The sequence below is a fragment of the Pseudomonadota bacterium genome (assembly GCA_039818985.1).
Lineage (GTDB): Bacteria > Pseudomonadota > Alphaproteobacteria > Sphingomonadales > Sphingomonadaceae > Alterisphingorhabdus.
Window position 1 is genome coordinate 1,804,598 of the sequence record JBCBSU010000001.1, and the last position, 22,166, is coordinate 1,826,763.

Annotated in this window: 22 protein-coding genes; 16 read left to right on the forward strand and 6 right to left on the reverse strand. The window is 59.1% G+C overall.

Features of this window, described 5'->3' with window-relative positions; translation table 11 throughout:
• Positions 1–12: 12 nt before the first annotated feature.
• Positions 13–642 carry an EF-hand domain-containing protein gene (locus AAFX04_08700; GenBank protein MEO1045502.1) on the reverse strand — a complete coding sequence of 210 codons (630 nt, stop codon included), beginning with the start codon at positions 640–642 and terminating at the stop codon, positions 13–15.
• Between the two features lie 193 nt (positions 643–835).
• Between AAFX04_08700 and rlmN the strand changes: the two genes are divergently transcribed.
• On the forward strand, positions 836–2,065 hold the full coding sequence (gene rlmN / locus AAFX04_08705; GenBank protein MEO1045503.1) for a 23S rRNA (adenine(2503)-C(2))-methyltransferase RlmN: 1,230 nt from the start codon (positions 836–838) through the stop codon (positions 2,063–2,065).
• A gap of 131 nt (positions 2,066–2,196) precedes the next feature.
• On the opposite strand, the gene AAFX04_08710 is transcribed toward rlmN, so the two are convergent.
• Positions 2,197–2,721, reverse strand: a complete 525-nt coding sequence (locus AAFX04_08710) for a hypothetical protein (GenBank protein ID MEO1045504.1) — start codon at positions 2,719–2,721, stop codon at positions 2,197–2,199.
• A gap of 268 nt (positions 2,722–2,989) precedes the next feature.
• On the opposite strand from AAFX04_08710, the gene AAFX04_08715 reads away from it, so the two are divergent.
• From AAFX04_08715 to AAFX04_08725, 3 genes are all read left to right on the forward strand, one after another.
• Positions 2,990–3,796: a cytochrome b/b6 domain-containing protein gene (locus AAFX04_08715; protein ID MEO1045505.1), complete on the forward strand. Its 807-nt coding sequence runs from the start codon at positions 2,990–2,992 to the stop codon at positions 3,794–3,796.
• On the forward strand, positions 3,786–4,556 hold the full coding sequence (locus tag AAFX04_08720; GenBank protein ID MEO1045506.1) for a molybdopterin-dependent oxidoreductase: 771 nt from the start codon (positions 3,786–3,788) through the stop codon (positions 4,554–4,556). Before AAFX04_08715 ends, AAFX04_08720 begins: the two co-directional genes overlap by 11 nt.
• Positions 4,557–4,617: 61 nt before the next feature.
• Complete coding sequence (locus tag AAFX04_08725; protein MEO1045507.1) at positions 4,618–5,847, forward strand: cyclopropane-fatty-acyl-phospholipid synthase family protein; 1,230 nt, start codon at positions 4,618–4,620, stop codon at positions 5,845–5,847.
• 33 nt (positions 5,848–5,880) lie between these two features.
• Here the strand turns inward: AAFX04_08725 and AAFX04_08730 are convergent, their stop codons facing one another.
• A complete protein-coding gene (locus AAFX04_08730) occupies positions 5,881–6,063 on the reverse strand; it encodes a hypothetical protein (GenBank protein ID MEO1045508.1) in 183 nt (60 codons plus the stop codon).
• Between AAFX04_08730 and AAFX04_08735 the strand changes: the two genes are divergently transcribed.
• Positions 6,049–6,273 (forward strand): hypothetical protein, encoded by a 225-nt coding sequence (locus tag AAFX04_08735; protein ID MEO1045509.1) that lies wholly within the window; start codon positions 6,049–6,051, stop codon positions 6,271–6,273. The two genes, AAFX04_08730 and AAFX04_08735, sit on opposite strands and share 15 nt — an antisense overlap.
• A gap of 6 nt (positions 6,274–6,279) precedes the next feature.
• Here AAFX04_08735 and AAFX04_08740 read toward each other — a convergent pair whose 3' ends face one another.
• Positions 6,280–6,723, reverse strand: coding sequence for a DUF1801 domain-containing protein (locus AAFX04_08740; protein MEO1045510.1), 444 nt, complete (start codon positions 6,721–6,723; stop codon positions 6,280–6,282).
• 109 nt (positions 6,724–6,832) lie between these two features.
• Here AAFX04_08740 and AAFX04_08745 point away from each other — a divergent pair, with 109 nt between their 5' ends.
• The 6 genes from AAFX04_08745 (at position 6,833) to AAFX04_08770 (ending at position 13,409) form a co-directional block, all read left to right on the forward strand.
• Complete coding sequence (locus AAFX04_08745; GenBank protein MEO1045511.1) at positions 6,833–8,071, forward strand: argininosuccinate synthase; 1,239 nt, start codon at positions 6,833–6,835, stop codon at positions 8,069–8,071.
• A gap of 852 nt (positions 8,072–8,923) precedes the next feature.
• Positions 8,924–9,472: a hypothetical protein gene (locus tag AAFX04_08750; protein ID MEO1045512.1), complete on the forward strand. Its 549-nt coding sequence runs from the start codon at positions 8,924–8,926 to the stop codon at positions 9,470–9,472.
• Positions 9,473–9,553: 81 nt separating this feature from the next.
• Positions 9,554–10,555, forward strand: a complete 1,002-nt coding sequence (gene bchI / locus AAFX04_08755; protein MEO1045513.1) for a magnesium chelatase ATPase subunit I — start codon at positions 9,554–9,556, stop codon at positions 10,553–10,555.
• On the forward strand, positions 10,552–12,303 hold the full coding sequence (locus AAFX04_08760) for a magnesium chelatase subunit D (protein MEO1045514.1): 1,752 nt from the start codon (positions 10,552–10,554) through the stop codon (positions 12,301–12,303). The genes bchI and AAFX04_08760 overlap by 4 nt, the downstream gene beginning before the upstream one ends.
• Positions 12,303–13,199 carry an alpha/beta fold hydrolase BchO gene (gene bchO, locus AAFX04_08765; GenBank protein MEO1045515.1) on the forward strand — a complete coding sequence of 299 codons (897 nt, stop codon included), beginning with the start codon at positions 12,303–12,305 and terminating at the stop codon, positions 13,197–13,199. Before AAFX04_08760 ends, bchO begins: the two co-directional genes overlap by 1 nt.
• A 48-nt stretch (positions 13,200–13,247) precedes the next feature.
• Positions 13,248–13,409, forward strand: a complete 162-nt coding sequence (locus AAFX04_08770) for a hypothetical protein (protein MEO1045516.1) — start codon at positions 13,248–13,250, stop codon at positions 13,407–13,409.
• On the opposite strand, the gene AAFX04_08775 is transcribed toward AAFX04_08770, so the two are convergent.
• Together AAFX04_08775 and crtD are read right to left on the reverse strand one after the other, a co-directional pair.
• Positions 13,404–14,273 (reverse strand): hydroxyneurosporene dehydrogenase, encoded by an 870-nt coding sequence (locus AAFX04_08775; protein ID MEO1045517.1) that lies wholly within the window; start codon positions 14,271–14,273, stop codon positions 13,404–13,406. The genes AAFX04_08770 and AAFX04_08775 overlap by 6 nt on opposite strands.
• Positions 14,246–15,802, reverse strand: a complete 1,557-nt coding sequence (gene crtD / locus AAFX04_08780; GenBank protein MEO1045518.1) for a 1-hydroxycarotenoid 3,4-desaturase CrtD — start codon at positions 15,800–15,802, stop codon at positions 14,246–14,248. The genes AAFX04_08775 and crtD overlap by 28 nt, the downstream gene beginning before the upstream one ends.
• Before the next feature lie 94 nt (positions 15,803–15,896).
• On the opposite strand from crtD, the gene AAFX04_08785 reads away from it, so the two are divergent.
• The 5 genes from AAFX04_08785 to bchZ all read left to right on the forward strand — a co-directional run bounded on the left by AAFX04_08785 (position 15,897) and on the right by bchZ (position 22,077).
• Positions 15,897–17,051, forward strand: coding sequence for a methyltransferase (locus AAFX04_08785; GenBank protein MEO1045519.1), 1,155 nt, complete (start codon positions 15,897–15,899; stop codon positions 17,049–17,051).
• Positions 17,052–17,153: 102 nt separating this feature from the next.
• A complete protein-coding gene (bchC, locus tag AAFX04_08790) occupies positions 17,154–18,089 on the forward strand; it encodes a chlorophyll synthesis pathway protein BchC (protein MEO1045520.1) in 936 nt (311 codons plus the stop codon).
• A complete protein-coding gene (locus AAFX04_08795) occupies positions 18,086–19,069 on the forward strand; it encodes a chlorophyllide a reductase iron protein subunit X (GenBank protein MEO1045521.1) in 984 nt (327 codons plus the stop codon). The genes bchC and AAFX04_08795 overlap by 4 nt, the downstream gene beginning before the upstream one ends.
• 129 nt (positions 19,070–19,198) lie before the next feature.
• Positions 19,199–20,635: a chlorophyllide a reductase subunit Y gene (gene bchY / locus AAFX04_08800; GenBank protein ID MEO1045522.1), complete on the forward strand. Its 1,437-nt coding sequence runs from the start codon at positions 19,199–19,201 to the stop codon at positions 20,633–20,635.
• A complete protein-coding gene (bchZ, locus tag AAFX04_08805; protein MEO1045523.1) occupies positions 20,632–22,077 on the forward strand; it encodes a chlorophyllide a reductase subunit Z in 1,446 nt (481 codons plus the stop codon). Before bchY ends, bchZ begins: the two co-directional genes overlap by 4 nt.
• Positions 22,078–22,166 lie beyond the last annotated feature (89 nt).

Genomic DNA, 22,166 nt, shown 5'->3' on the forward strand with positions numbered 1-22,166 from the left:
TCACATTGGTCCTTATTGTGGATTGTCGCCATTGGCACGCGGCGGTGGCGGCGCATCGGACGGTGGTCGCTGTCGCCCGCCGCCACGGTTTCTGCTGGTGTTTGTCGGCAATTCTGTGAGTATCAGGAAGCCATCCGAATTTTCGTCGAGCTCCCGGAAACGCTTTGTCTGCACGACTTTCAGTTCTTCGACGCTGATCTGTCCGTCATAATTACTGTCGGCCTGAGACAACATCGTCACATTGAGCGGCGGGACCAGAAGCCGCAATGCACGCGGATATTTGCGATCGGTGATCTTGAAGGGCAGGCTGTTCGGAACCATTGCCTGGCTGACTGATGCCGCGGCCCTGTCATCAAGCGCATTTGCCCCCATGCTGCGCTGCCACGCAGCAAACTCGGCATAGGAGACGGCCGAATTACCGTCAGTGTCGATCCGGCCAAAACGCTCACGCACAATCGCCTCTGCCATGGCATTTATCTGGCCGCGCACTTCCTCGACGGTCAGATAGCCGTTGCGATCCTGATCTGCCTCGCGATGCTGGCGTTCGATCAGCTTTTCGACCTTCTCCAGCGCAAGCGGCTTGGGCGGATTAGGTGCCCGGCGGGGAACCTGCGCCTGAACGCTGTCGATGATTAGGGTCAAAAACAACGATACAAGAAAAAATACGCTTGCGCCTCGAAATATGGCGGTTTGCGAGAGGGGGCGCTCTGTCATGGGATGCGACTCCTGATTATGGCTGGCTGTATTGCCCGTACTTTGACGCAAAAATACGTCCATGGCCAGACTCTCACACGGTCCCTTCCTTTTCAGCCAATGCTGCACTATATCGCCGCCCATGCAGATACCCGGCCATATCGATCCGGTGCCCGTACCGCGCCCGGATAACGTTACCGCGCGCGCCGATGGGCGTATCGACCTTATGGGTCTTGCGCGTGAGCAGATCCGTGACCTGTTCGCCGAGGCCGGACTGGATGCGCGACAGGCCAAGCTGCGCGCCAAACAGGTGTTCCACTGGATCTATCATCGCGGCACCAGCGACTTTGCCGCAATGACCGATATTGCCAAGACGATGCGGCCCTGGCTGGCCGAACGATTTGTGATCGGTCGCCCCAATATTGTCGAGGACCAGATTTCCGGGGACGGCACCCGCAAATGGCTGCTCAAGACCGATGACGGCCATGACTTCGAGATGGTGTTCATTCCCGATGCCGATCGTGGAACATTATGCATCTCCAGCCAGGTCGGCTGCACCCTCAATTGCACCTTCTGCGCCACCGGCACCATGCGGCTGGTGCGTAATCTGACACCGGGCGAGATTGTCGGACAGGTTATGTTGGCGCGCGATGCGCTGGGGGAATGGCCAAAAGGCGCAATGGACGGTCTGGATGATGAGGCCGATAGCAGCGGCTATACCGCAGATGGCCGCCTGCTCACCAATATCGTGCTGATGGGCATGGGTGAGCCGCTTTATAATTTCGACAATGTCCGCGATGCGATGCAGATCGTTATGCATGGCGATGGGCTGGCACTGTCAAAGCGGCGCATTACCCTCTCCACCAGCGGCATCGTGCCGACCATGGCGCGTGTTGGCGAAGAAATCGGCGTCAACCTCGCGGTATCGCTGCATGCGGTCACCAAGCCGTTGCGCGACGAGATTGTGCCGATCAACAAGAAATATGGTATTGAAGAACTGCTCGCCGCCTGCGCCGCCTATCCCGGCGCCAATAATGCGCGGCGCATCACCTTTGAATATGTCATGCTCAAGGACAAGAATGACAGCGATGAGGATGCGCATGAGCTGGTGCGGCTGCTCAAGGAATATAAACTCCCTGCCAAGGTCAATCTGATCCCGTTTAACCCCTGGCCGGGCGCACCCTATGAATGCTCGACGCCCGAACGCATCAGGCGCTTTTCGGATATCGTTTTTGAAGGCGGCATCAGCGCGCCAGTACGTACACCGCGCGGCCGTGATATCGATGCCGCCTGCGGCCAGTTGAAAACCGCAGCGGAAAAGAAAAGCCGAGCGCAGCGTGATCGGGAAGCGGCAGAGAAAGCGCCCGCCTGAGCACTGCTTCCCGGCTTTATCCGGGAGGCAGTGCTAGCCGCCATGATGGCGGGAAATGCGAAAGCCCGCATACCGAAAACTACCGGGCTCTTGCTGCACCGTCGGTTCACGATTCATGATGCCAAATACCATCATTCACCACACCCATCTTCACTGCTGCAGGCGATGACGATGGCCAGCAACCCGCCAGCAACGACCACACCGGCAGCAAGGGCGGCGATGGCCGCCCCCTTGCCGATTTTCTCTATCGTGCTGTCCTTGTCTTTCTCTTCGGACTCGGGATCGCCCTCATTCTGGTAGAAACGGCTCTGATAAAATGTCTGCCCTGCAATACTGACACGCTGCGACGGTCCCAGATTGAAGCTCAGCAGAGGTTTGGGCTTGAAACTGCGTTGAAAGTCATGGCGCTCAAACACAGGAAGCGGGGTGCCACCACTTAAAGCAAAAGCACTGGTTTCCGGCGCAATGTTCAAGTCGAGGCGCGGCTCCTCATCAGCGCGCTGGCCATTACCGCCCAGGGGAATGGTAATGCCTGCGGTAATGCGCACATCGCTGGGCAATTGCTGTGTCGGGACAGGACCAATTTGCTGCGCCGCGGCTATTTGTGGCATCACCAGACAAAGGCTGGCAGCAAGTAATGTAACTGTTTTGCGCATTATCCCCTCCTTCAGACTCAAATCGAGCGTGCAAATAATATTCTTCCGAAAGTGGCAAGAATGAGGCGGCGGAAAATGAAAAACCGTTCCATTATATTACGTTAGTGCAATGATTTACCATTTGCGTGCTGCCGGTCATCCTCGCGCTGTCTGTCACGATATTTTTCGCATCGCTACAGGATAAGTTGCTTGCAGAAAGGGGCATGGCCGAGATACGCCATGCCGCATGACAGACAGGCAAGACCAGCAAGGCAGCAGGGGGCGAGCCATGACCGTGCGCCGCCATGGGCTGGTGACGCGGCTCTGGCACTGGACCAATGCTGTCACGCTGTTGGTTTTACTGATGAGCGGGCTGACCATCTTCAACGCTCACCCCCGGCTCTATTGGGGCGATGCCGGCAACAAGCATGATCCGGCCTGGTTTGCTGTCGGCTCCAGCCCGACCAGCAGCTATGTCCGTATCAACCGGACCTATATTCCTTCAACCGGTGTGATCGGCCATTGGCGCGACGATCGGGGGCGGGTGCAGAACTGGGCCTTCCCCGATTGGGCCACCATCCCCTCCACCTATGACCTTGCTGCCGGGCGGCAATGGCATTTCTTCTTTGCGTGGGTCTTCGCATTCGGACTGTTGCTGTTCATGGCTGTCAGCCTGTTCAACCGGCATATCGCCGATAGCCTGCATATGCGCCGCGAGGACTGGTCGCCACGTAATCTGGGAACAGCATTGGTGCATCATCTCAAGCTGCGCTTTCCCAGAGGCCCTGCAGCGCTGCGCTATAACAGCCTGCAGAAACTGAGCTATATCGGCGTGATCTTCATCGCCCTGCCGCTGATGGTCGCCACCGGGCTGGCAATGTCACCGCAGATGAATGTCGCCCTGCCCTGGCTGCCCGAATTGTTCGGCGGTCGGCAATCGGCGCGGTCATGGCATTTCATCATCGCTTTTGCACTGGTGGCGTTCTTCCTGGTGCATATCGCGATGGTGCTGCTGAGTGGCCCGATAAACCAGATGCGCGGCATCATTTTCGGAACGATCCGGCTACAGCCCGAAAGTGCTATTGATGGCGGATAAACGGACCCTTTCGCGCCGCAAATTGCTCGGCGGCGCTGCACTCGGGCTTGGCGGCGGACTGCTCGGCGGTTGCGATATGCTGAATGACAGCAAATCTTTTCGCAAGGTTTTGCGCGGCGCAGAGGGCGCCAATTTCACCGTGCAGCGCGCGCTTGCTGATCGCCAGGCGCTGGCCACCACCTTCCCCGAAAGCGCGATCTCGCGCATTTTCCCGTCTAATGGCACAAGCGAGCCGGACAGCGCTGTCTATGCCCGTTTTGCAGCGCGCGACTTTGCCGGCTGGCCGCTGGTGGTCGATGGTCTAGTCGACAAACCGCTGCAACTGTCGTTGGAGGAAATCCGCGCAATGCCGGAGCAGAGCCAGATCACCCGGCATGATTGTGTCGAGGGCTGGAGCGCTATCGGCAAATGGACCGGGGTGCGGCTGTCGCACCTGCTGCAACAGGCCGGGTTGAAGGACAATGCGCGCTATCTGGTGTTCCATTGCGCCGACCGACTCTATGGCATTCCCTATTATGAGAGTATCGACCTGATCGATGCCTGGCATCCGCAGACCATCCTTGCCTGGGCGCTCAATGACCAACCTTTGCCTGTAGGCAATGGGGCACCGCTGCGGCTGCGGGTCGAGCAGCAACTGGGATACAAGCACGCCAAATATGTCGTGCGGATAGAGGCGGTGGAAAGTCTGACCGGAATCTATGGCGGCAAGGGCGGCTATTGGGAAGATGTCGCCGACTATGCCTGGTATGCGGGGATTTGACTTGCGCTCGGCGGAAATTTCGACAGAGATACGATGAAAAATAGGATTGGGGTCGCGAAAAATGTGGTTGCTGGACCGGTTTCTGAACAAGATCATCACCCAGGGCGTACTCGAAGTCGAGGGCCCGGATGGCGAAGCCTATAGCTATGGCACACCGCATGACGATTATGGCCCGGTAAGGCTGAAAATCGCCGACAAGGCTACGGCCAGCCGGATAGCACGCAATCCGGCACTCGGCGCGGGTGAGGCCTTTATGGATGGCGGCCTGACCATCGAGAATGACGATATCTTTGCACTGCTGGGCCTGATCGCGTTCAATATGCGCTGGGACTATGACAATCCTACCCGGGTCGGGCTGTGGAAATCACAGCGCATCCTGTCGCGCATCCAGCAGGTCAATGACTCGGTGCGCAGCCGCAAGAATGTGGCGCATCATTATGATCTCAACGACCGGCTCTACGACCTGTTCCTCGATGCCGACCGGCAATATAGCTGTGCCTATTTCATCGACACAGGCAACACGCTGGAACAGGCGCAGCAGGACAAGATGGCGCATATCGCTGCCAAGCTGGACCTGAAGCCCGATCATCATGTGCTCGATATCGGCTGTGGCTGGGGCGGATTGTCGCTCTATATTCATAAGGTCTCCGGCGCGCACGTGACCGGCATTACACTCTCGGAAGAGCAGCTGAAGGTCGCGCGCGAACGTGCTGCGGCAGCAGGCGTAGCCGACAGGGTGACATTCGAACTGATCGACTATCGCCATGTCCAGGAGAGTTTTGACCGCATCGTTTCGGTCGGCATGTTCGAGCATGTCGGTCGGCCCAACTTCCAAGCCTATTTCGATAGTATCCGCGACCGGCTGAAGCCTGATGGCGTCGCGCTGGTCCACACCATTGCCCGTGCCGACGGCCCCGGCGTCACTGACCCCTGGACGCAGAAATATATCTTCCCCGGCGGCTATGCCCCGGCGCTGAGCGAGATCATCCCACATGTCGAAAAGGCGTGGCTATGGGCTACCGATATAGAGATTTTGCGGGTCCATTACGGCCATACACTGGTGTACTGGTACAAAAGCTGTGAGGCCAGGCGCGCGGAGATAGAAGAGCTATATGATGAGCGCTTTTACCGCATGTGGATGTTCTATCTCGCCGCTGCCGCCAATGCGTTTTTCCATGACGGCCATATGAACGCGCAAATCCAGCTCACCCGCCGCCGCGATGTCCTCCCCCTTACACGCGACTATATTGCCGAGGTGGAACGCGAATATCGCAATAAGACCGTTAGCTGAAAAATGAGTGCAAATGCCCGGCGATCATGATGCTTACTGATCGAGCAGATTTTCAGCGCGCGCATTATCATCGGCAAGAACCGCTAGCCGGATCATATGCCCCCATAAATGACAAATGATCAGGCAACTATCCTCTACAGCCTGATGATCGGCTGCAGGTGCCAGAGCCATCAGCGCCTGCCCCAGCCGGGCGGCATTGGCATGCGAGTTATGCAAGTCGGCGGCCTGGCAACGCTGGGAGCAGGCCAGCTCCCCTGGGGTGTGATCCTGATGGGCATAGCATCCAATGGCGGCGCAACCGCTATTCTGCTCCTTACGGGTCAGGCCAGAAAACAGAAATTGCTCACAGCCTTTTTCGCGCTGATAACATTGGGCCTGGTTACCAGCCTTGTCTTGTCAAAGGCAGCGACGACGCCGCTATGGTAGACAGTGTTACTCCGGATAGGCGCGGTTCATATAATCCCAATTTTCGTGGATGAGTTGCTCCAGCACGTCGAGGTCAACATTTTTCAGTCGCGTGATGTAGAGGCAGGCCTTGCTCATTTTGTGTTTGCCGAGCTTTTCCAGCAGCGCATCGCGCTTTACCCGCGTCTCATCGTCACAATAAGGCCCCATGATATAGAGGCTCAGATTGGCCTTGCGCGGGGAAAATCCGCTGCGGCACATATCGCCCTCACGCCCACTGTCATATTTATAATGGTAACGGCCATAGCCGATGATCGAACCGCCCCACATTTTCGGCTGTTCGCCTGTGACCTTGTGGAATAGCTGCATCAGCACCTTGGCATCCTCGCGCCGTCCCTCATGCTCGACGGTATCAACAAAGGCGTTCACATCGCTATCATTTTCGCGTGTCTTGAGTTCTGCCTGTGCCATGATCCTGTCCTCCCTCAGCCGACAGTAGCATATTGCACCCTTTCCGGCAGCCTGTTACGCGCCACAATCATTTTGCGTTCACAGCATCGTCGCCAGCAGGAACCCCAGCATGAGCCAAGCCCCAGACAAGAACAGCGTCAATAAGGTCGTCCTCGCCTATTCGGGTGGGCTCGACACCAGCGTCATCCTGAAATGGCTGCAGACCGAATATGGCTGCGAGGTTATCACCTTCACCGCCGATCTGGGTCAGGGTGAGGAACTGGAACCGGCACGGCGCAAGGCTGAGGCCATGGGCATTCCCGACAAACATATCTTCATCGAAGATCTGCGCGAGGAATTTGTCGCCGATTATGTCTTCCCGATGATGCGCGCCAATGCCCTTTATGAGGGGCTGTATCTGCTTGGTACCTCAATCGCGCGGCCGCTCATCTCGAAGCGCCAGATCGAAATTGCCCACCAGGTCGGTGCCGATGCAGTCAGCCATGGTGCTACCGGCAAGGGCAATGACCAAGTGCGTTTCGAGCTCGGCTATTATGCACTCGATCCAGACATCACCGTCATCGCACCATGGCGTGAATGGGATCTGACCAGCCGCACAAGGCTGATCGAATTTGCCGAACAGCACCAGATTGCCGTGCCCAAGGACAAGCGTGGCGAAGCGCCCTTTTCCACCGATGCCAATTTGCTACACACCTCATCGGAAGGCAAAGTGCTCGAAGACCCCTGGGAAGAAACCCCGGACTATGTCTATTCGCGCACCGACAATCCCGAAGACGCGCCCGATACACCCGAATATATCACCATCGATTTCGAGCATGGCGATGCCGTGGCGATCAATGGTCAGGCGATGAGCCCGGCGACATTGCTGGCAAAGCTGAACGAACTCGGCAAAACGCACGGCATCGGTCGGCTCGATCTGGTCGAGAACCGCTTTGTCGGCATGAAATCACGCGGCATGTATGAGACGCCAGGCGGCACCATCTATCACATTGCGCATCGCGGCATCGAACAGCTGACGCTCGATCGCGGCGCGGCGCACCTCAAGGACGAACTGGCCCCGCGCTATGCCGAGCTGATCTATAACGGCTTCTGGTTCTCGCCCGAGCGCGAGATGCTGCAGGCGGCGATCGACCACAGCCAGCGCAATGTCACCGGCACAGTGCGGCTGAAGCTTTACAAGGGGCTGGCGCAGGTGGTCGGGCGCAAGGCCGATGTCGCCTTTAACCTCTACAGCGAGGACGTGGTCACCTTCGAGGATGATGCCGGGAGTTATGACCAGCGCGATGCCGAGGGCTTTATCAAACTGAACGCCTTGCGACTCAGATTGCTCGGTCGCCGGAATCGCTGAGTCGGCAGTCGGGAATCGTCTGGACCGGAGTCATATTATTGCGTGACTACGGGAGAAGATGTCGCAGTGGAGAGTGTAAGTTACTGTCCACATATTTATCCACCGGAAAGCGTCACCCTCTGTGGATAACTTCATCCATTTTGTGTTGCGAACCCGGCTCAGCCATGACAGCTTTGAATTGTCGAAACGATGACGACATGACAGGAAATAAAGTCAAGTGCATGAAAATGCAGGAGATTTTAGAGTACGGGCCTGAAGCGAAAGAGACGGAAGACGCTGGCAACGGTGGACGCCGAAACAGGAGCGGAAGGGCTGTGTGTTGAAGCCGTGAGGTGGAAACGGTGGCATGACGAAAGACTTTCGATCATCGGAAAAGGCGTTGATGGCCTCGCTGTCATCGTTTGACTGATGGATGATGCTGGATCGAATGGACCAGCCGGTAGCAGCGGCTATGCAAATGGGCGCAGCAGCAGGCGGTACAGGAGAGTTGAAGGCATTATCGGATGCGGACAAGCGGCGAGTGTGATTTTCGGATCAGCCCGCCGCTTGGAAGCATCGGACGCCGGACGGTAGGGCGACATGCATCGCTGGACCGCAAGGCCCGCAGCAGTTTCAGAGGCGGGATCCCGTATCCCTGCGTCGGAATTGCGATGGAAAGCGATTTCCAATGCGGTCACCCGATAGACTGGCGCAGTGGGGACCGACCGAAAGGTCGGCCCCCGTTTGCGCGTCCGGGTAGCACCTCTGTTCCCTTTCTGACCCTTGTTCTCTGGTGCACCAGGGCGCTGTTGACCTTGTCGCTTGGTCGCTATACTGTATTATGCAAATAACACAGATAGATGAGGAACCGACATGCGAACCTTTGCCCTGATGGCGACAATGGCCCTGATATGCGCGGGCTGCAGCCAAAGCGCCGATCAGCCGGTCGATAGAGGCGAGACTGTCGCCGCCGACAGCAGCAGCGGCCGGTCACACGGCACCAGCGCAGCCAGTGCGTCCGCAAGCAGCAAGGACGGCAAAGAGGAAAGCTTGTCCTTCTCTATCGACACTGACGGTTTCTCGATGGACATTGACCTGCCAATCGACGAGATCACCACCGATGATGCCAATGGCCGTGCCGAAGGACTCTATCCCGGATCACGCGTCAACGGCATCAATATCGACAGCAACAGCAATAATGGCGCGTCGCAGTCGGTTGTGTCGATCCGTTTCACCGCACCTGCTGATGCTGACAGCGTCGCCGACTGGTTTGTCAGCAAAATGTCTGAGGATGGTGCCACGGCCCGGCGCAACGGCAACAGAATCATCGGCAAAACCAATGATGGAGAGGATTATACTATCACCCTCGAGCCGTCCGGCGACAGCACCAGGGGGGAACTGCGCATCCTTTCCGGTGATTAGTCAAAGCTCTAGGTATAATCAGCCTTACACCTTGAGTTGTTTATCTTTTCATACATCTGACTGCATGTTAGACCTGCCTCTATGAGTGCATTCCCCTTTAGCGCAATTGTCGGCCAGGACGAGATGAAACTCGCCCTCCTGGCGTCCGCGGTCGATGGCCGTATCGGCGGTGTCATGATCTTCGGCGATCGCGGCACCGGAAAATCCACCGCCGCAAGGGCACTCGCCGCAACCCTGCCCCCCATCCGCGTTCTGCAAGGCAGTCGCTATAATTGCGATCCGGATAATCCCGATGGCTTTGTCGATCCGCAGGCCACCAGACGGGTGCGCAAGGTGCCTGTGCCTTTTGTCGATTTACCCTTGGGCTCCACCGAAGATCGGGTGCTGGGCACACTCGACCTTGAGCGGGCGCTGGCACATGGCGAGAAGCAGTTTGAACCCGGATTGCTGGCCAAGGCGCATCGCGGTTTCCTCTATATTGACGAGATCAACCTGCTCGAGGACCATGTCGTCGATCTGCTGCTCGATGTCGCGGCATCGGGCGAAAATCTGGTCGAACGTGATGGCATGAGCATCCGCCATCCGGCGAAATTCGTGCTGATCGGCAGCGGCAACCCGGAGGAAGGCGAATTGCGACCGCAACTGCTCGACCGTTTCGGCCTGTCTGTCGAGGTACGCACACCGGAATCGATAGACGAGCGGGTCGAGATCATGCGCCGTTGCGACGAGCAGGAACGCAATGGCAAGAAATTCGCCGAGAAATGGAAGCCGGAAGATGCCAAGGTGCTACGCAAGATTGCCAGAGCGAAGAAGGCGCTTCCAGGCATCAAGACTTCGGCCAATATGCTCAAGGACACCGCCGAAATCTGCAAGGCGGTGGGCGCCGATGGCCTGCGTGGCGAACTGACGCTGATGCGTGCGGCGCGGGCGCTGGCCGCGCTCAATGGCGACAAGGCGGTGACCCGAGAGCATCTCAGGACCATGGCACCGCTGGCGCTGCGCCACCGGCTGCGGCGTGATGTGCTCGATGAGACCGGATCGACAGTGCGGATCGAACGGGCACTGGAAGAGCTGTTCGATTGAACGACCCGGTCACAGACGATCCGCTTCTTGACCCGGATGATGCTGATCAGGCGCTTCTTGACCATAGCCTGGCGGTTCAGCTGTTCTGTAACGATCCGCTCGGCTTCAGGGGTATCTGCCTGCGCGGCTTCGGCCCGGTGCGTGACGCGCTGGTCATCAATATGGTCGAACGGCTGGGCGCTGACCATCCGGTGGTCAAAATTCCGATCAATGTCGATAATGAGCGCCTGCTCGGCGGTGTCGACCTCACCGCAACGCTTGCCAGCGGGCGGCGAGTCGAGCGCGCCGGGCTGATCGAGCAGGCGCGTGGCGGGATATTGCTAATACCGATGGCCGAGCGCATGGCCGAAGATGTCGCCGCGCATATCGCCCAGGCACTCGACACGCACGAAATGGCGGTGATTCTTCTCGACGATTCCGTCGAGACCGATGAGGCCCCGTCACGCGCGCTGATCGAGCGCATTGCCTTTCGCTGCGACCTCGGTCGTATCCGGTCGCTCGACATAGCAGAACTGGCCCCGGCACCGCCCGAAAGCAAAAATGCGCGACTGACCAAAAAACAGCAGAAATCGCTGGCGGTGACTGCGGCAATGCTAGGCATCTATTCGGTGCGCCCTTTGCTGTTCGCCCAGAATGTCGCCCGCCGCCATGCTGCGCTGTTCGGTGAAAGCAGTGCCGATGATGCCGATCTCGCTGCTGCCGTGCGGCTGGTGCTTGCACCACGCGCGACGCAATTGCCCCCCGCCGAACCATCGCCGGAGGAACAGCCCCCGCCGGAAGACGAGCCGCCGCCAGAGGAGCCGGAAGACGATCCGGGTGATGGCGATGAGGAGCAGAGCCTTGAGGATATCCCGCTCGAGGATATTTTGCTCAAGGCGGCGGTAGCCGCGATTCCACCCGATATACTCGACCAGATCAAGGACAATATCCGTAGCGGGGGACCATCGAGCGCCGGCAAATCGGGCCAGAAGAGCAAATCGACCATGCGCGGGCGACCGCTGGGTACCCGCCCCGGTATCCCCGGCAATGGCAAGCGGCTGGCGCTGATCGACAGCCTGCGCGCCGCAGCACCATGGCAGACCATCCGTCGCAACAGCACCCAAGCAGCAGATCAGGATGCGGATCCGGACAAAATCCATATCCGCAAGTCCGATCTGCGTGTGCGCCATTTCGAGGAACGACGCGAGAGCCTGACCATCTTCGCGGTCGATGCCTCCGGGTCTTCGGCACTTGCTCGACTGGCCGAGGCCAAGGGTGCGGTCGAACTGATGCTGGCCGAGGCCTATATCAAACGCTCGCAGGTGGCGCTGATCGCCTTCCGGCAGAATGGCGCCGAGATATTGCTGCCGCCCACCCGCTCACTGACACGGGCGCGACGAGCGTTGAGCGCGCTACCCGGTGGTGGCGGGACACCGCTGGCGGCGGGACTGATTGCCGCACAGCAACTGGCCGAAGCCGCGGTCAAGCGCGGCCAGACTCCAACCATCGCGCTGCTCACCGATGGCAAGGCCAATGTGCTGGGCGACGGCACGCCTGACCGCAAGGGCGCGATGGAGGAAGCCGAAAATGCCGCCAGGGCGATCGCGGCACAGGCCCTGCCCGCCATTGTGCTGGATATTTCGCCGCGTCCGCGGCCAGAAGCGGCAGCGCTGGCAGCGGCGTTGCGCGGGCGCTATTTTCCGCTACCCCGGGCGCAGAGTGCCGCCATGGTCGAGGCGATCGAGAGCGTCGGCCAGGACCAAAGCTGATGGCCCAGCGCTATCCGGTCTGGGAACGCGAAGGCCGCGACTGGCCTAATCACAGCGCCAGCCAATTTGTCAGCCATCAGGGCTATCGCTGGCATGTGCAGCAAATGGGAACTGAAAGTGCGGATGCCCCTGCCATCCTTTTGTTGCACGGCACCGGAGCGGCAACGCATAGCTGGCGCGATCTACTGCCGCTGCTGGCGCAGCATTATAGCGTCATCGCCCCCGATCTGCCCGGCCATGGCTTCACCCGATCGACTTTTCAGCGGCGCGTCACCCTGCCCGCCATGGCGCAGTCAGTAGGCGATTTGGTTGAACATCTCGGCATACGGCCCGATCTGATCATCGGTCACTCCGCCGGCGCCGCCATCGGCACGCAGATACTGCTCGACCGGCAATGGGATATGCCGCTAATTGGTTTCACCCCGGCACTGATGCCTTTCCCGGGACTCGCAGCCAGGATCTTCCCGTCACTGGCAAGAATGCTGTTCACCAACCCGCTAACCGCGATCATTTTTTCCCGGATGGCCAGCCGACCAGGCGAGGCCGAAAAATTCCTCAAACGTTCCACCGGTTCGACTATCGACCAGGCCGGTATCGCGCAATATCAGAAGCTGTTCCGCCATTCGGGACATTGCGACGGCGCCATTCGCATGATGGCGAACTGGGATCTCGATACGCTGCGCGACCGGCTGAGCGAGATCAGCGCCCCGGTGCTGCTGCTTGCCGCCGAACGCGACAGCGCCATTCCTAGAGCCTCTGTCCTCGCCGCAGCCGAAAGAATCCCAGGAGCGGTGACACAGGACATGGCAGCGCTTGGTCATCTGGCGCATGAAGAGGATGCCGAACGCGCGGTAGACCTTATCCGTGCATTTGCCGCCGAACATCTGAAGCGCTAGGCTATTGTCGGAGAGATAAGAGATAGCGGCAGAAAATGGACCGGTTGCATGAATAGTCTCGGCTTTATCGAAATGGCCATTTTCAGTGCTCTGATGCTCGGCTTTGTCGGCTGGCAATATTGGTCGGTCAGCCGCGAAATAGCCAAAGACAAGGAGAAGGCGGCGCAAAAGGCTGCGGAGGAGAACTCCGAAGATTGCGCCGCATCATGAGCGTTCGCGCGGCATTCTGAAAGGCAGCATCAACTGCACCACCGGGTTGATCAGCCGATCGAGCGAGATGCTCTCCTGCACCGCCATGACCGGCTCACCAAAAAGCCGCATCGACAGCGCCGAGCGCGCATAAAAGGGTGAGTCCTCCCAGGTCTTGGACACGGTAGCAAAGCCCCTGTCGGCACGGGTCTGGCGCTCCATGCCCCAAAAGGTACGCGGCAAAGGCGCGACCAGAGGCATCTCCACCTCATGCGGTGTACCTGAAGCATCGAAACGCAGCGCACTGGCAAAATGGCTTTCGTCACGGCGACAACCTTCATAGATCACCACCACTTCCTTGCCGATATGGGCGCGTGACCAGTGCCAGCTGCGAAAGCCGTCTTCAATCGGCTCATCGCCATGATTGCTGTCGAGATAGGCGTTACCGTTCCACGACAGATCGGGCTGCTCCATCTTCACCTCTATGCGCGCCTGGGGCGAAATCGGTCGCCAGCTATGGCGCCCTTGCGGATCGAGCTTGAAGGCATGCCCATTTATCATCTCCGGGTGCAATATCACCTGCCCCCTGACCCGCCTGCGAAAGGGGTTGAGAATGCGGCTGTCGCGCTCCTCTATATCGATGATCAGCCGATCCTTGTCCCAGCGCATCGCGCTCGGCCCAACTTGCAGCATGTCGCATTCCTGACGGCTTGCCGCAGCATCGCGTTCGGTCATCACCCAGCGGGCCCCGCGCTTGCCATAAAGTGCGACATTGATCGAGCAATGGTCGAGCGGAATATTGCGACCGGATTTCTTGTAATAGGGCGAGAAGACGCTGCCGACAAAGCCGATGATGGTCAGTCCATAGCGCGCGTCATCGCTGATCGCGTCGAGGTACCACCAGTGATAACCGGTGGGCGGGACATACGCGTCAAAAAATGGTCTTCCAGCACCGTCTCGCTCACTATCCTGCCGGACAAGGCGGCCATCGGGACTCCCGCCCCCGGATGGGTCCCCCCGCCCGTGCAATAAAGCCCAGACACCCGTGTCCTGCTGCCGGGCCGGAGGAAGGACGCCGCCCAGCCGTGCGAGGCCCGTCCATAAAGGGCTCCACCCGTCGCCGGAAAGAGCCTGTGGAAGGCGCTGGGCGTCACCAGCTGGTGCGCCATGGGCTGCTTCACATCCAGACCGCAATGGCTCAGTTGATGCAGCATGTTTGCTGTGCATCGCTCTTTCTCCTCCTCGGTATATTCGTGGGAATCGCCATTGGCTGGTGCATTAACAATGACTTGAAGCCGTTCTGGTTCCCCTTTGCGCCATCCGCCGCCCCCGCGATCCAGTGCGCAGACATAGGCGGTTGGCCTGTCCGGTGGCTTTCCCGATGCAATCTCGGCAAATTCGCGAGGATAATCATCGGAAAAGAACACATTGTGATGGTCGAGTTCAAAGCCGCCGGTTTCGGCATGGGCAAGCCAGACCATGGCGGACAAGGAACGCTTGTCCTTGCTGATGGCATCGACTGCTTTGCTGGCCGCAGCACCGAACAGCCCTGTGCCCAATGCCGAAGGGTCGGCATTGCAGATAACCACCTGCGCTTCCAGCTGCTCGCCATTGGCCAGGGTAACGCCCTTGGCCTTGCCACCGGCAACGGTGATTTCCTTCACCGCATCGCCATAATGGAAAGCGGCACCGTTTTTGGCGGCCACCGTTTCCAACGCCTTGGCTAACGCACTCATGCCACCGCTGATCAGCCAGACCCCGCGTGCCTCGACACTGGCGATCAGCATCAGCGTGGCCGGAGTTTCAAAGGGCGAGGAGCCGCAATAGGTGCTATAGCGGCCAAAAAGCTGGCGCAGGCGTACATCCTTGAAATAACCGCCAAGCGCACTCCACATCGTCTGGAACGGCCTGATCGCCAGCAGCTTTCCGACACGGCTCCAGCCCACCCTGCGCATCAGGCCCAAAGGGCTGGTCTTGCTGCCATGCATGAAAGGCTCGTTCAATATGTCGAGCATCTTCTGCGCATCACGGCTGAAGCGTCGAAAACCTTCGGCTTCTTGCGCGCCGGCGAAATCGCCAATCGCGTCAATGCTGCGCTGCTCATCGGCGAAAAGATCGAGTATATCACGGTCATCCCAGGCATGGCGGGCGATACGGTCAGCGGGTTTCAGGTCGAGATGGTCGGCCAGCTCTGCACCGGCATCGGCAAAAATCGCCTCCAGCGATGGCCGCATGGTGAAAACAGTCGGGCCGGCATCCACGCCCTGTCCTTCTATATCCACTTTGCGCGCCTTACCGCCGGGCTTTTGCTCCTTTTCCACTACCACCACCGGCACGCCGCGTGCCGAGAGCAGGGCAGCGCTCACCAGACCACCCATCCCTGCCCCGATAATGATGACTGGCGCTTCCTTCACCTTCTCTCCTAAAGGATAGGGCATTGATCTTTAGGGATGGTCCCTAAACGCTCAGTTTGACGTAGATTTGCAAAATGTCCAGTCTTATTGACACTTGGGAAAGAACAGGAGTCCTGACATCGCTTCCGAAAAACTGACATGGTATGCCCGCTATGTGCTGCGGCGGAACCAAATTCTGAGCAGCGAGAAATTTCTGAGCTGGGCCTCTAACACCCCGCTTGTGCGCGGCTTTGCCCGCCGCCGTGCGGCAGAGCAGTTCAATCTGATCAACGGCTTTGTCTATTCGCAGGTGATAGGAGCGATCGTCGAGACAGGCCTGTTCGATTATCTTGCCGATACGATCCGTCCGCTCGATGATATTGCCGCGCATTGCAGCCTGAGTCGCGCAGCAGCCGATCGTTTGATGCGGGCAGCACGGACAATAGAGCTTGTCGAGTCGCCGATCCCAAATGGTTGGACCTTGGGCGTGGCCGGCGCACCGCTCTCGTCCAATCCGGGCGCCCTCGCAATGGCTCGTCATCACCAGCTGCTCTATGAGGATATCACCGATCTGCTGGCGCTTTTGCGCGATGACCGCAAGTCGGAAACACGGCTTTCCGCCTTCTGGACCTATGCTGCAAAAGAGGAGACCAATGAGGATGGCAAGCCACACTCAGCGGCCGAATATTCCGAACTCATGGCTGCCACCCAGCCGATGGTGGCGCAGCAGATTATCAACCGTTATGCCTTTTCCCGGCATGGCAGGATGCTCGATATTGGTGGCGGTTCCGGAGCGTTCGCCGCGACTGTCGCCGAGGTAGCGCCCGATCTGGAACTGGGCATTGCCGATCTGCCCGATGTCATGCCCAGCACAGAGGCGCGACTTGCCGAACTGGGCTTGCGCGACCGTGTGCAACTGCACCCTGGCAGCTTCAAGACCGACCCGCTGCCCAGCGGCTATGATCTCATCACGCTGGTGCGCATTCTGCACGACCATGACGATACGGTGATCACGCCACTTCTGGCCAAGATACATGCGGCGCTCCCGGTCGGAGGACGACTCCTGATTGTCGAGCCGATGGCGGAGACTCGCGGCGCCGAAGGCATGGGGGATGGCTATTTTGGACTCTATTTATGGGCCATGCGATCAGGGCGTCCCAGGTCGTTCACAGAAAACCGCCAAATGCTTAAAAATGCCGGGTTTTCGCGTGTTACAGAGATCAAAACAGCACAGCCAATCATCACCAGGGCAATGGTCGCAGACAAATAACGGCAAAACTGTCCAAATTATTTGACATTCATCAGTGTTGCTATAAGTTGACATTCATGGAGTCCCCGTATTTTCGGGCGATAATCCACGGAGGTCGAACTGTTGAACACGTCCGCAATTGTCATTGACGCTCCTGGCACATTGGCTGTCCGCAAGACCGCTCTGACAGACATGGGAGATGCGGATCTTCTGGTCGATATTCACTGGAGCGGAATCAGCACCGGCACCGAGAAACTGTTATGGACAGGCAAGATGCCCAACTTCCCCGGCATGGGTTATCCGCTGGTGCCGGGTTATGAGTCTGTTGGCCGTGTCGTCGATGCCGGTACCGATGCCAAGGACCGTATCGGTGAGTGGGTCTTTGTCCCCGGCGCCAATTGTTATCAGGATGCCCGCGGCTTGTTCGGTGGCTCGGCGAGCCGGGTAATACTCGCCTCGGCCAGGGCGTTGCCGGTTTCCGAAAAACTCGGCCAGGAAGGCATATTATACGCACTGGCTGCTACCGGACTGCACGCCATCAACCGCAACGCGCCACCAGAGTTGATTGTCGGCCATGGTGTGCTGGGCCGGCTGATTGCGCGGCTGACGGTCGCTACCGGCGCACCAGCACCGACAGTCTGGGAGATCAACCCCGACCGCCATGATGGCGCCATGGGCTATTCGGTGATCCATCCCGATGATGATGATCGCCGCGACTATGCAGCGATCTGCGAGGTCAGCGGCAGTGTCGGCGTGATCGAACCACTGATCCAGCGGCTCGCCAAGGGTGGCGAGATCGTTCTGGCAGGCTTTTACGACCAACCCATCAGCTTTGCTTTTCCGCCCGCTTTTCAACGCGAAGCGCGGCTGCGGGTCGCGGCAGAATGGCAACCCGAAGATCTGGCGACAGTCAATGCGCTGATCGACACCGGGGCGCTCAACCTGTCCGGCCTTATTACCAGCGTTGAACCCGCAACCAATGCAGAAAAGGCTTACCCCCAAGCCTTTGAAAACCCTGAGTGCCTGAAAATGGTGCTCGACTGGAGAGAGACCGAATGACCATGCTTGATGTAGATGCCCTGCGCGAAGAAGCGGCCATTGAACCCGATCCCGTTCACACGGGCGAGGTGAAGAAAGAAACCCAGATTATCGCCATTTACGGCAAGGGCGGATCGGGCAAGAGCTTTGCCCTGTCAAACCTCAGCTATATGATGGCGCAGCAGGGCAAGCGGGTATTGCTCATCGGTTGCGACCCGAAATCGGATACCACATCCTTGCTGTTCGGCGGCAAGAGCTGCCCGACCATTATCGAAACCTCATCGGCCAAGAAGCTGGCGGGTGAGGAAGTCACCATCGAGGATGTCTGCTTCCAGCGTGACGGCGTGTTCGCCATGGAACTGGGCGGTCCCGAAGTCGGGCGCGGCTGCGGCGGACGTGGTATCATCCACGGCTTCGAGCTGATGGAGAAGCTGGGCTTCCATGACTGGGGCTTTGACTATGTGCTGCTCGATTTCCTCGGCGACGTGGTCTGTGGCGGCTTCGGCCTGCCGATCGCCCGCGATATGTGCCAGAAGGTGATTGTTGTCGGCTCGAACGACCTGCAATCACTCTATGTTGCCAATAATGTCTGCAAGGCGGTCGAATATTTCCGCAAAATGGGCGGCAATGTTGGCGTCGCCGGCATGATTATCAACAAGGATGACGGCACCGGCGAGGCACATAATTTCGCCAAGGCGGTCGATATTCCGGTGCTGACCGCGATCCCGGCAGATGAAGATATTCGCCGCAAATCGGCCAATTACCAGATTATCGGCAAGCCCGGCGGGCAATGGAGCGGTCTGTTCGAGGAACTCGCCACCAATGTCGCCGAAGCGCCGCCGCAACATCCGGTGCCGCTGACCCAGGAAGGCTTGCTCGACCTCTTCACGCCAGAAGAAGTGGGCGGCGAAATTGAGCTCGTCCCCGCCACTCAGGCGGATATGCGCGGCGGCGTATATGAAGAAAAAGCCTCTCTCGAAGTGATTTACGACGAGGTATGAGCCGTGACTGATCTCCATACCCCCCAAACAGATCGCGAAACGGATCGCTCTCCCGACCGGCTGGACGTTGCTCAGCCTGACGCTCCTCCTGTGCCTGAAGGCGGCGGTTGCCACGCCGGCGCCGACACCATGCGCGAGGCCGCCAAAAAGGCGGGCAAGAGCGATATTCTCGACCAATATGAGAAGGACTATCCGGTAGGACCGCATGACCAGCCACAGAGCATGTGCCCGGCCTTTGGTTCGCTGCGTGTCGGCTTGCGCATGCGCCGCACCGCGACGATCCTCTCCGGCTCCGCCTGCTGCGTCTACGGCCTGACCTTCACCTCGCACTTTTATGGCGCCCGGCGCACCGTCGGCTATGTCCCCTTCAGTTCCGAGACCCTAGTCACCGGCAAGCTGTTCGAGGACATCAAGGAAGCTGTCGAACAGATGGCCGATCCCGAGAAGTATGACACCATCGTCATCACCAATCTCTGCGTCCCGACTGCCAGCGGCGTGCCGCTGCGGCTGTTGCCCGACCAGATTAATGGTGTGCGGATTATTGGCATCGATGTACCGGGCTTTGGTGTCCCGACCCATGCCGAGGCCAAGGACGTGCTCGCCGGGGCAATGCTGAAATATGCTCGTGAAGAGGCCGAGCAAGGCCCGGTTGCGGCACCGCGTGAGCGTTCTGACAAGCCTACGGTGACGCTGCTGGGCGAAATGTTCCCGGCTGATCCGGTGGGCATTGGCCATATGCTGGCCCCGCTCGGGCTGGCGGCTGGTGCCGTCGTACCAACGCGCGAATGGCGCGAGCTCTACAGTGCGCTCGATGGCTCGGTTATCGCGGCCATCCATCCCTTCTACACCGCCAGCATCCGCGAGTTCGAGGCTGCTGGTCGTCCGGTTGTCGGCTCCGCCCCTGTCGGTCGTGATGGCACCGCTGCTTGGCTCAAGGCGATTGGCGAGACCCATGGCTGCAGCGCCGACCAGATTGCGGCGGCGCAAAATGCGATGCTGCCCGCCATCGATGGCGCGCTATCGGCGATGCCGATCAAGGGCCGGATCACGGTTGCCGGCTATGAAGGCTCCGAGCTGCTGGTTGCCCGCCTGCTGATCGAAAGCGGCGCGGAAGTGCCTTATGTCGGTTCTGCCTGCCCCAAGACCAAATGGTCCGATCCGGATCGCGAATGGCTTGAGGCGCATGGCTGCAAGGTCAATTATCGCGCCAGCCTGGAAGAGGACAATGCTGCGGTCGACGAGTATGAGCCCGATCTTGCCATCGGCACTACGCCGGTTGTCCAGCATGCCAAGTCAAAGGGTACGCCGGGGCTCTATTTCACCAATCTGATCTCAGCGCGCCCGCTAATGGGACCGGCAGGTGCCGGCAGTCTGGCGCAGGTGATCAATGGTGCGCTCGGCAACAAGGAGCGCTTCGACCGGATGACCGCCTTTTTCGAAGGGGTTGGTGAAGGCCATACCGCCGGAATCTGGGAAGACACGCCGACCGACAGGCCCAAGTTCAAGAAGAAATATGCGGCGCAAAATGCGGCAGCCGCCAAGGCAGCGGAGGCGATTGGAACATGACACTGATACTCGATCATGACCGCGCCGGTGGCTATTGGGGTTCGGTTTACGCGTTCACCGCGATCAAGGGCCTGCAAGTCATCATTGACGGCCCGGTAGGGTGTGAAAACCTGCCGGTAACATCGGTGCTGCACTATACCGATGGTCTGCCACCGCATGAGCTGCCGATTGTGGTCACCGGCCTTGCCGAGGAAGAGCTTGGCAAGACCGGCACCGAAGGCGCGATGAAACGCGCCTGGAAGTCGCTCGACCCGGATCTGCCCGCTGTGGTGGTCACCGGCTCGATCGCCGAGATGATCGGCGGCGGCGTGACGCCTGAGGGCACCAATATCAAGCGCTTCCTGCCACGCACCATTGATGAGGATCAATGGCAGTCGGAAGACCGCGCCCTTTCCTGGCTATGGACCGAGTTCGGGCCGAAGAAAATGCCCAAACCCAAGGTGCTGAAGGAAGGCGACAAGCCCAAGGTCAATATCATCGGGCCGAGTTATGGCATGTTCAATATGCCGTCTGATCTGGCTGAAATCCGCAGGCTGATCGAAGGCATTGGCGCCGAGGTCAATATGGTGTTCCCGCTCGGCAGCCATCTGGCGGACATCCGCCAGCTCGCCAATGCCTCGGTCAATGTGTGCATGTATCGCGAATTTGGCCGTAACCTCTGTGAACTGCTCGAACGGCCCTATTTGCAGGCGCCGATTGGTCTGGATTCCACCACCAAATTCCTGCGCCAGCTCGGTGAGATGACCGGACTCGATCCAGAGCCGTTCATCGAGAAGGAAAAGCACACCACCATCAAGCCGCTTTGGGATTTGTGGCGCTCGGTAACCCAGGATTTCTTCGGCACCGCCAATTTCGGCATCGTCGCCAATGAGACCTATGCCCGCGGCATCCGCAATTTCCTCGAGAATGACATGGGCATGCCCTGCGCCTTCTCCTTCGGTCGCACCGCCGGGGTCAAACCCGATAATGAAGCCGTGCGCACGGCAATCCATGAGACACCGCCGATGATGGTGTTCGGCAGCTATAATGAGCGCATGTATATGGCCGAGGCCGGGGGACGTGGCATATTTATTCCCGCCTCCTTCCCCGGCGCCGCCATCCGCCGCCACACGGGTACCCCCTATATGGGCTATGCCGGTGCCACCTATCTGGTGCAGGAGGTATGCAACGCGCTGTTCGATGCGCTGTTCCATATCCTTCCGCTATCGACCCAGATGGACAAGGGCGAGGCCACCCCGGCGCGCGCCGAGGCACCGCTCGAATGGGATCACGAAGCCAAGAAAAAGCTCGACGCCATTGTCGAAGCCCAACCCGTTCTGGTCCGCATCTCCGCTGCCAAGAATCTGCGTGACGCCGCCGAACGACAGGCGCGGCGTGCAGGGGAGAAGCATGTTTCAGCCGACCGTCTCGCGGCGGCCTTACTCGAAGGGGCGAACGCATGATTGCGCATGATCCGCTCCACCTATTCGCGAAAAGCCGCGGCTTTTTCGCGTCCGCAACCTTGTCGGCAATGGGTGCCGCCAGGGCAATA

Coding starts and splice junctions, on each gene's coding strand:
- rlmN (MEO1045503.1), top strand. CDS start 836: ATGCAGATACCCGGCCATATCGATCCGGTGCCCGTACCGCGCCCGGAT.
- AAFX04_08710 (MEO1045504.1), bottom strand. CDS start 2,721: ATGCGCAAAACAGTTACATTACTTGCTGCCAGCCTTTGTCTGGTGATG.
- AAFX04_08715 (MEO1045505.1), top strand. CDS start 2,990: ATGACCGTGCGCCGCCATGGGCTGGTGACGCGGCTCTGGCACTGGACC.
- AAFX04_08720 (MEO1045506.1), top strand. CDS start 3,786: ATGGCGGATAAACGGACCCTTTCGCGCCGCAAATTGCTCGGCGGCGCT.
- AAFX04_08725 (MEO1045507.1), top strand. CDS start 4,618: ATGTGGTTGCTGGACCGGTTTCTGAACAAGATCATCACCCAGGGCGTA.
- AAFX04_08735 (MEO1045509.1), top strand. CDS start 6,049: ATGCGAGTTATGCAAGTCGGCGGCCTGGCAACGCTGGGAGCAGGCCAG.
- AAFX04_08740 (MEO1045510.1), bottom strand. CDS start 6,723: ATGGCACAGGCAGAACTCAAGACACGCGAAAATGATAGCGATGTGAAC.
- AAFX04_08745 (MEO1045511.1), top strand. CDS start 6,833: ATGAGCCAAGCCCCAGACAAGAACAGCGTCAATAAGGTCGTCCTCGCC.
- AAFX04_08750 (MEO1045512.1), top strand. CDS start 8,924: ATGCGAACCTTTGCCCTGATGGCGACAATGGCCCTGATATGCGCGGGC.
- bchI (MEO1045513.1), top strand. CDS start 9,554: ATGAGTGCATTCCCCTTTAGCGCAATTGTCGGCCAGGACGAGATGAAA.
- bchO (MEO1045515.1), top strand. CDS start 12,303: ATGGCCCAGCGCTATCCGGTCTGGGAACGCGAAGGCCGCGACTGGCCT.
- AAFX04_08770 (MEO1045516.1), top strand. CDS start 13,248: ATGAATAGTCTCGGCTTTATCGAAATGGCCATTTTCAGTGCTCTGATG.
- AAFX04_08795 (MEO1045521.1), top strand. CDS start 18,086: ATGACCATGCTTGATGTAGATGCCCTGCGCGAAGAAGCGGCCATTGAA.
- bchY (MEO1045522.1), top strand. CDS start 19,199: ATGCGCGAGGCCGCCAAAAAGGCGGGCAAGAGCGATATTCTCGACCAA.
- bchZ (MEO1045523.1), top strand. CDS start 20,632: ATGACACTGATACTCGATCATGACCGCGCCGGTGGCTATTGGGGTTCG.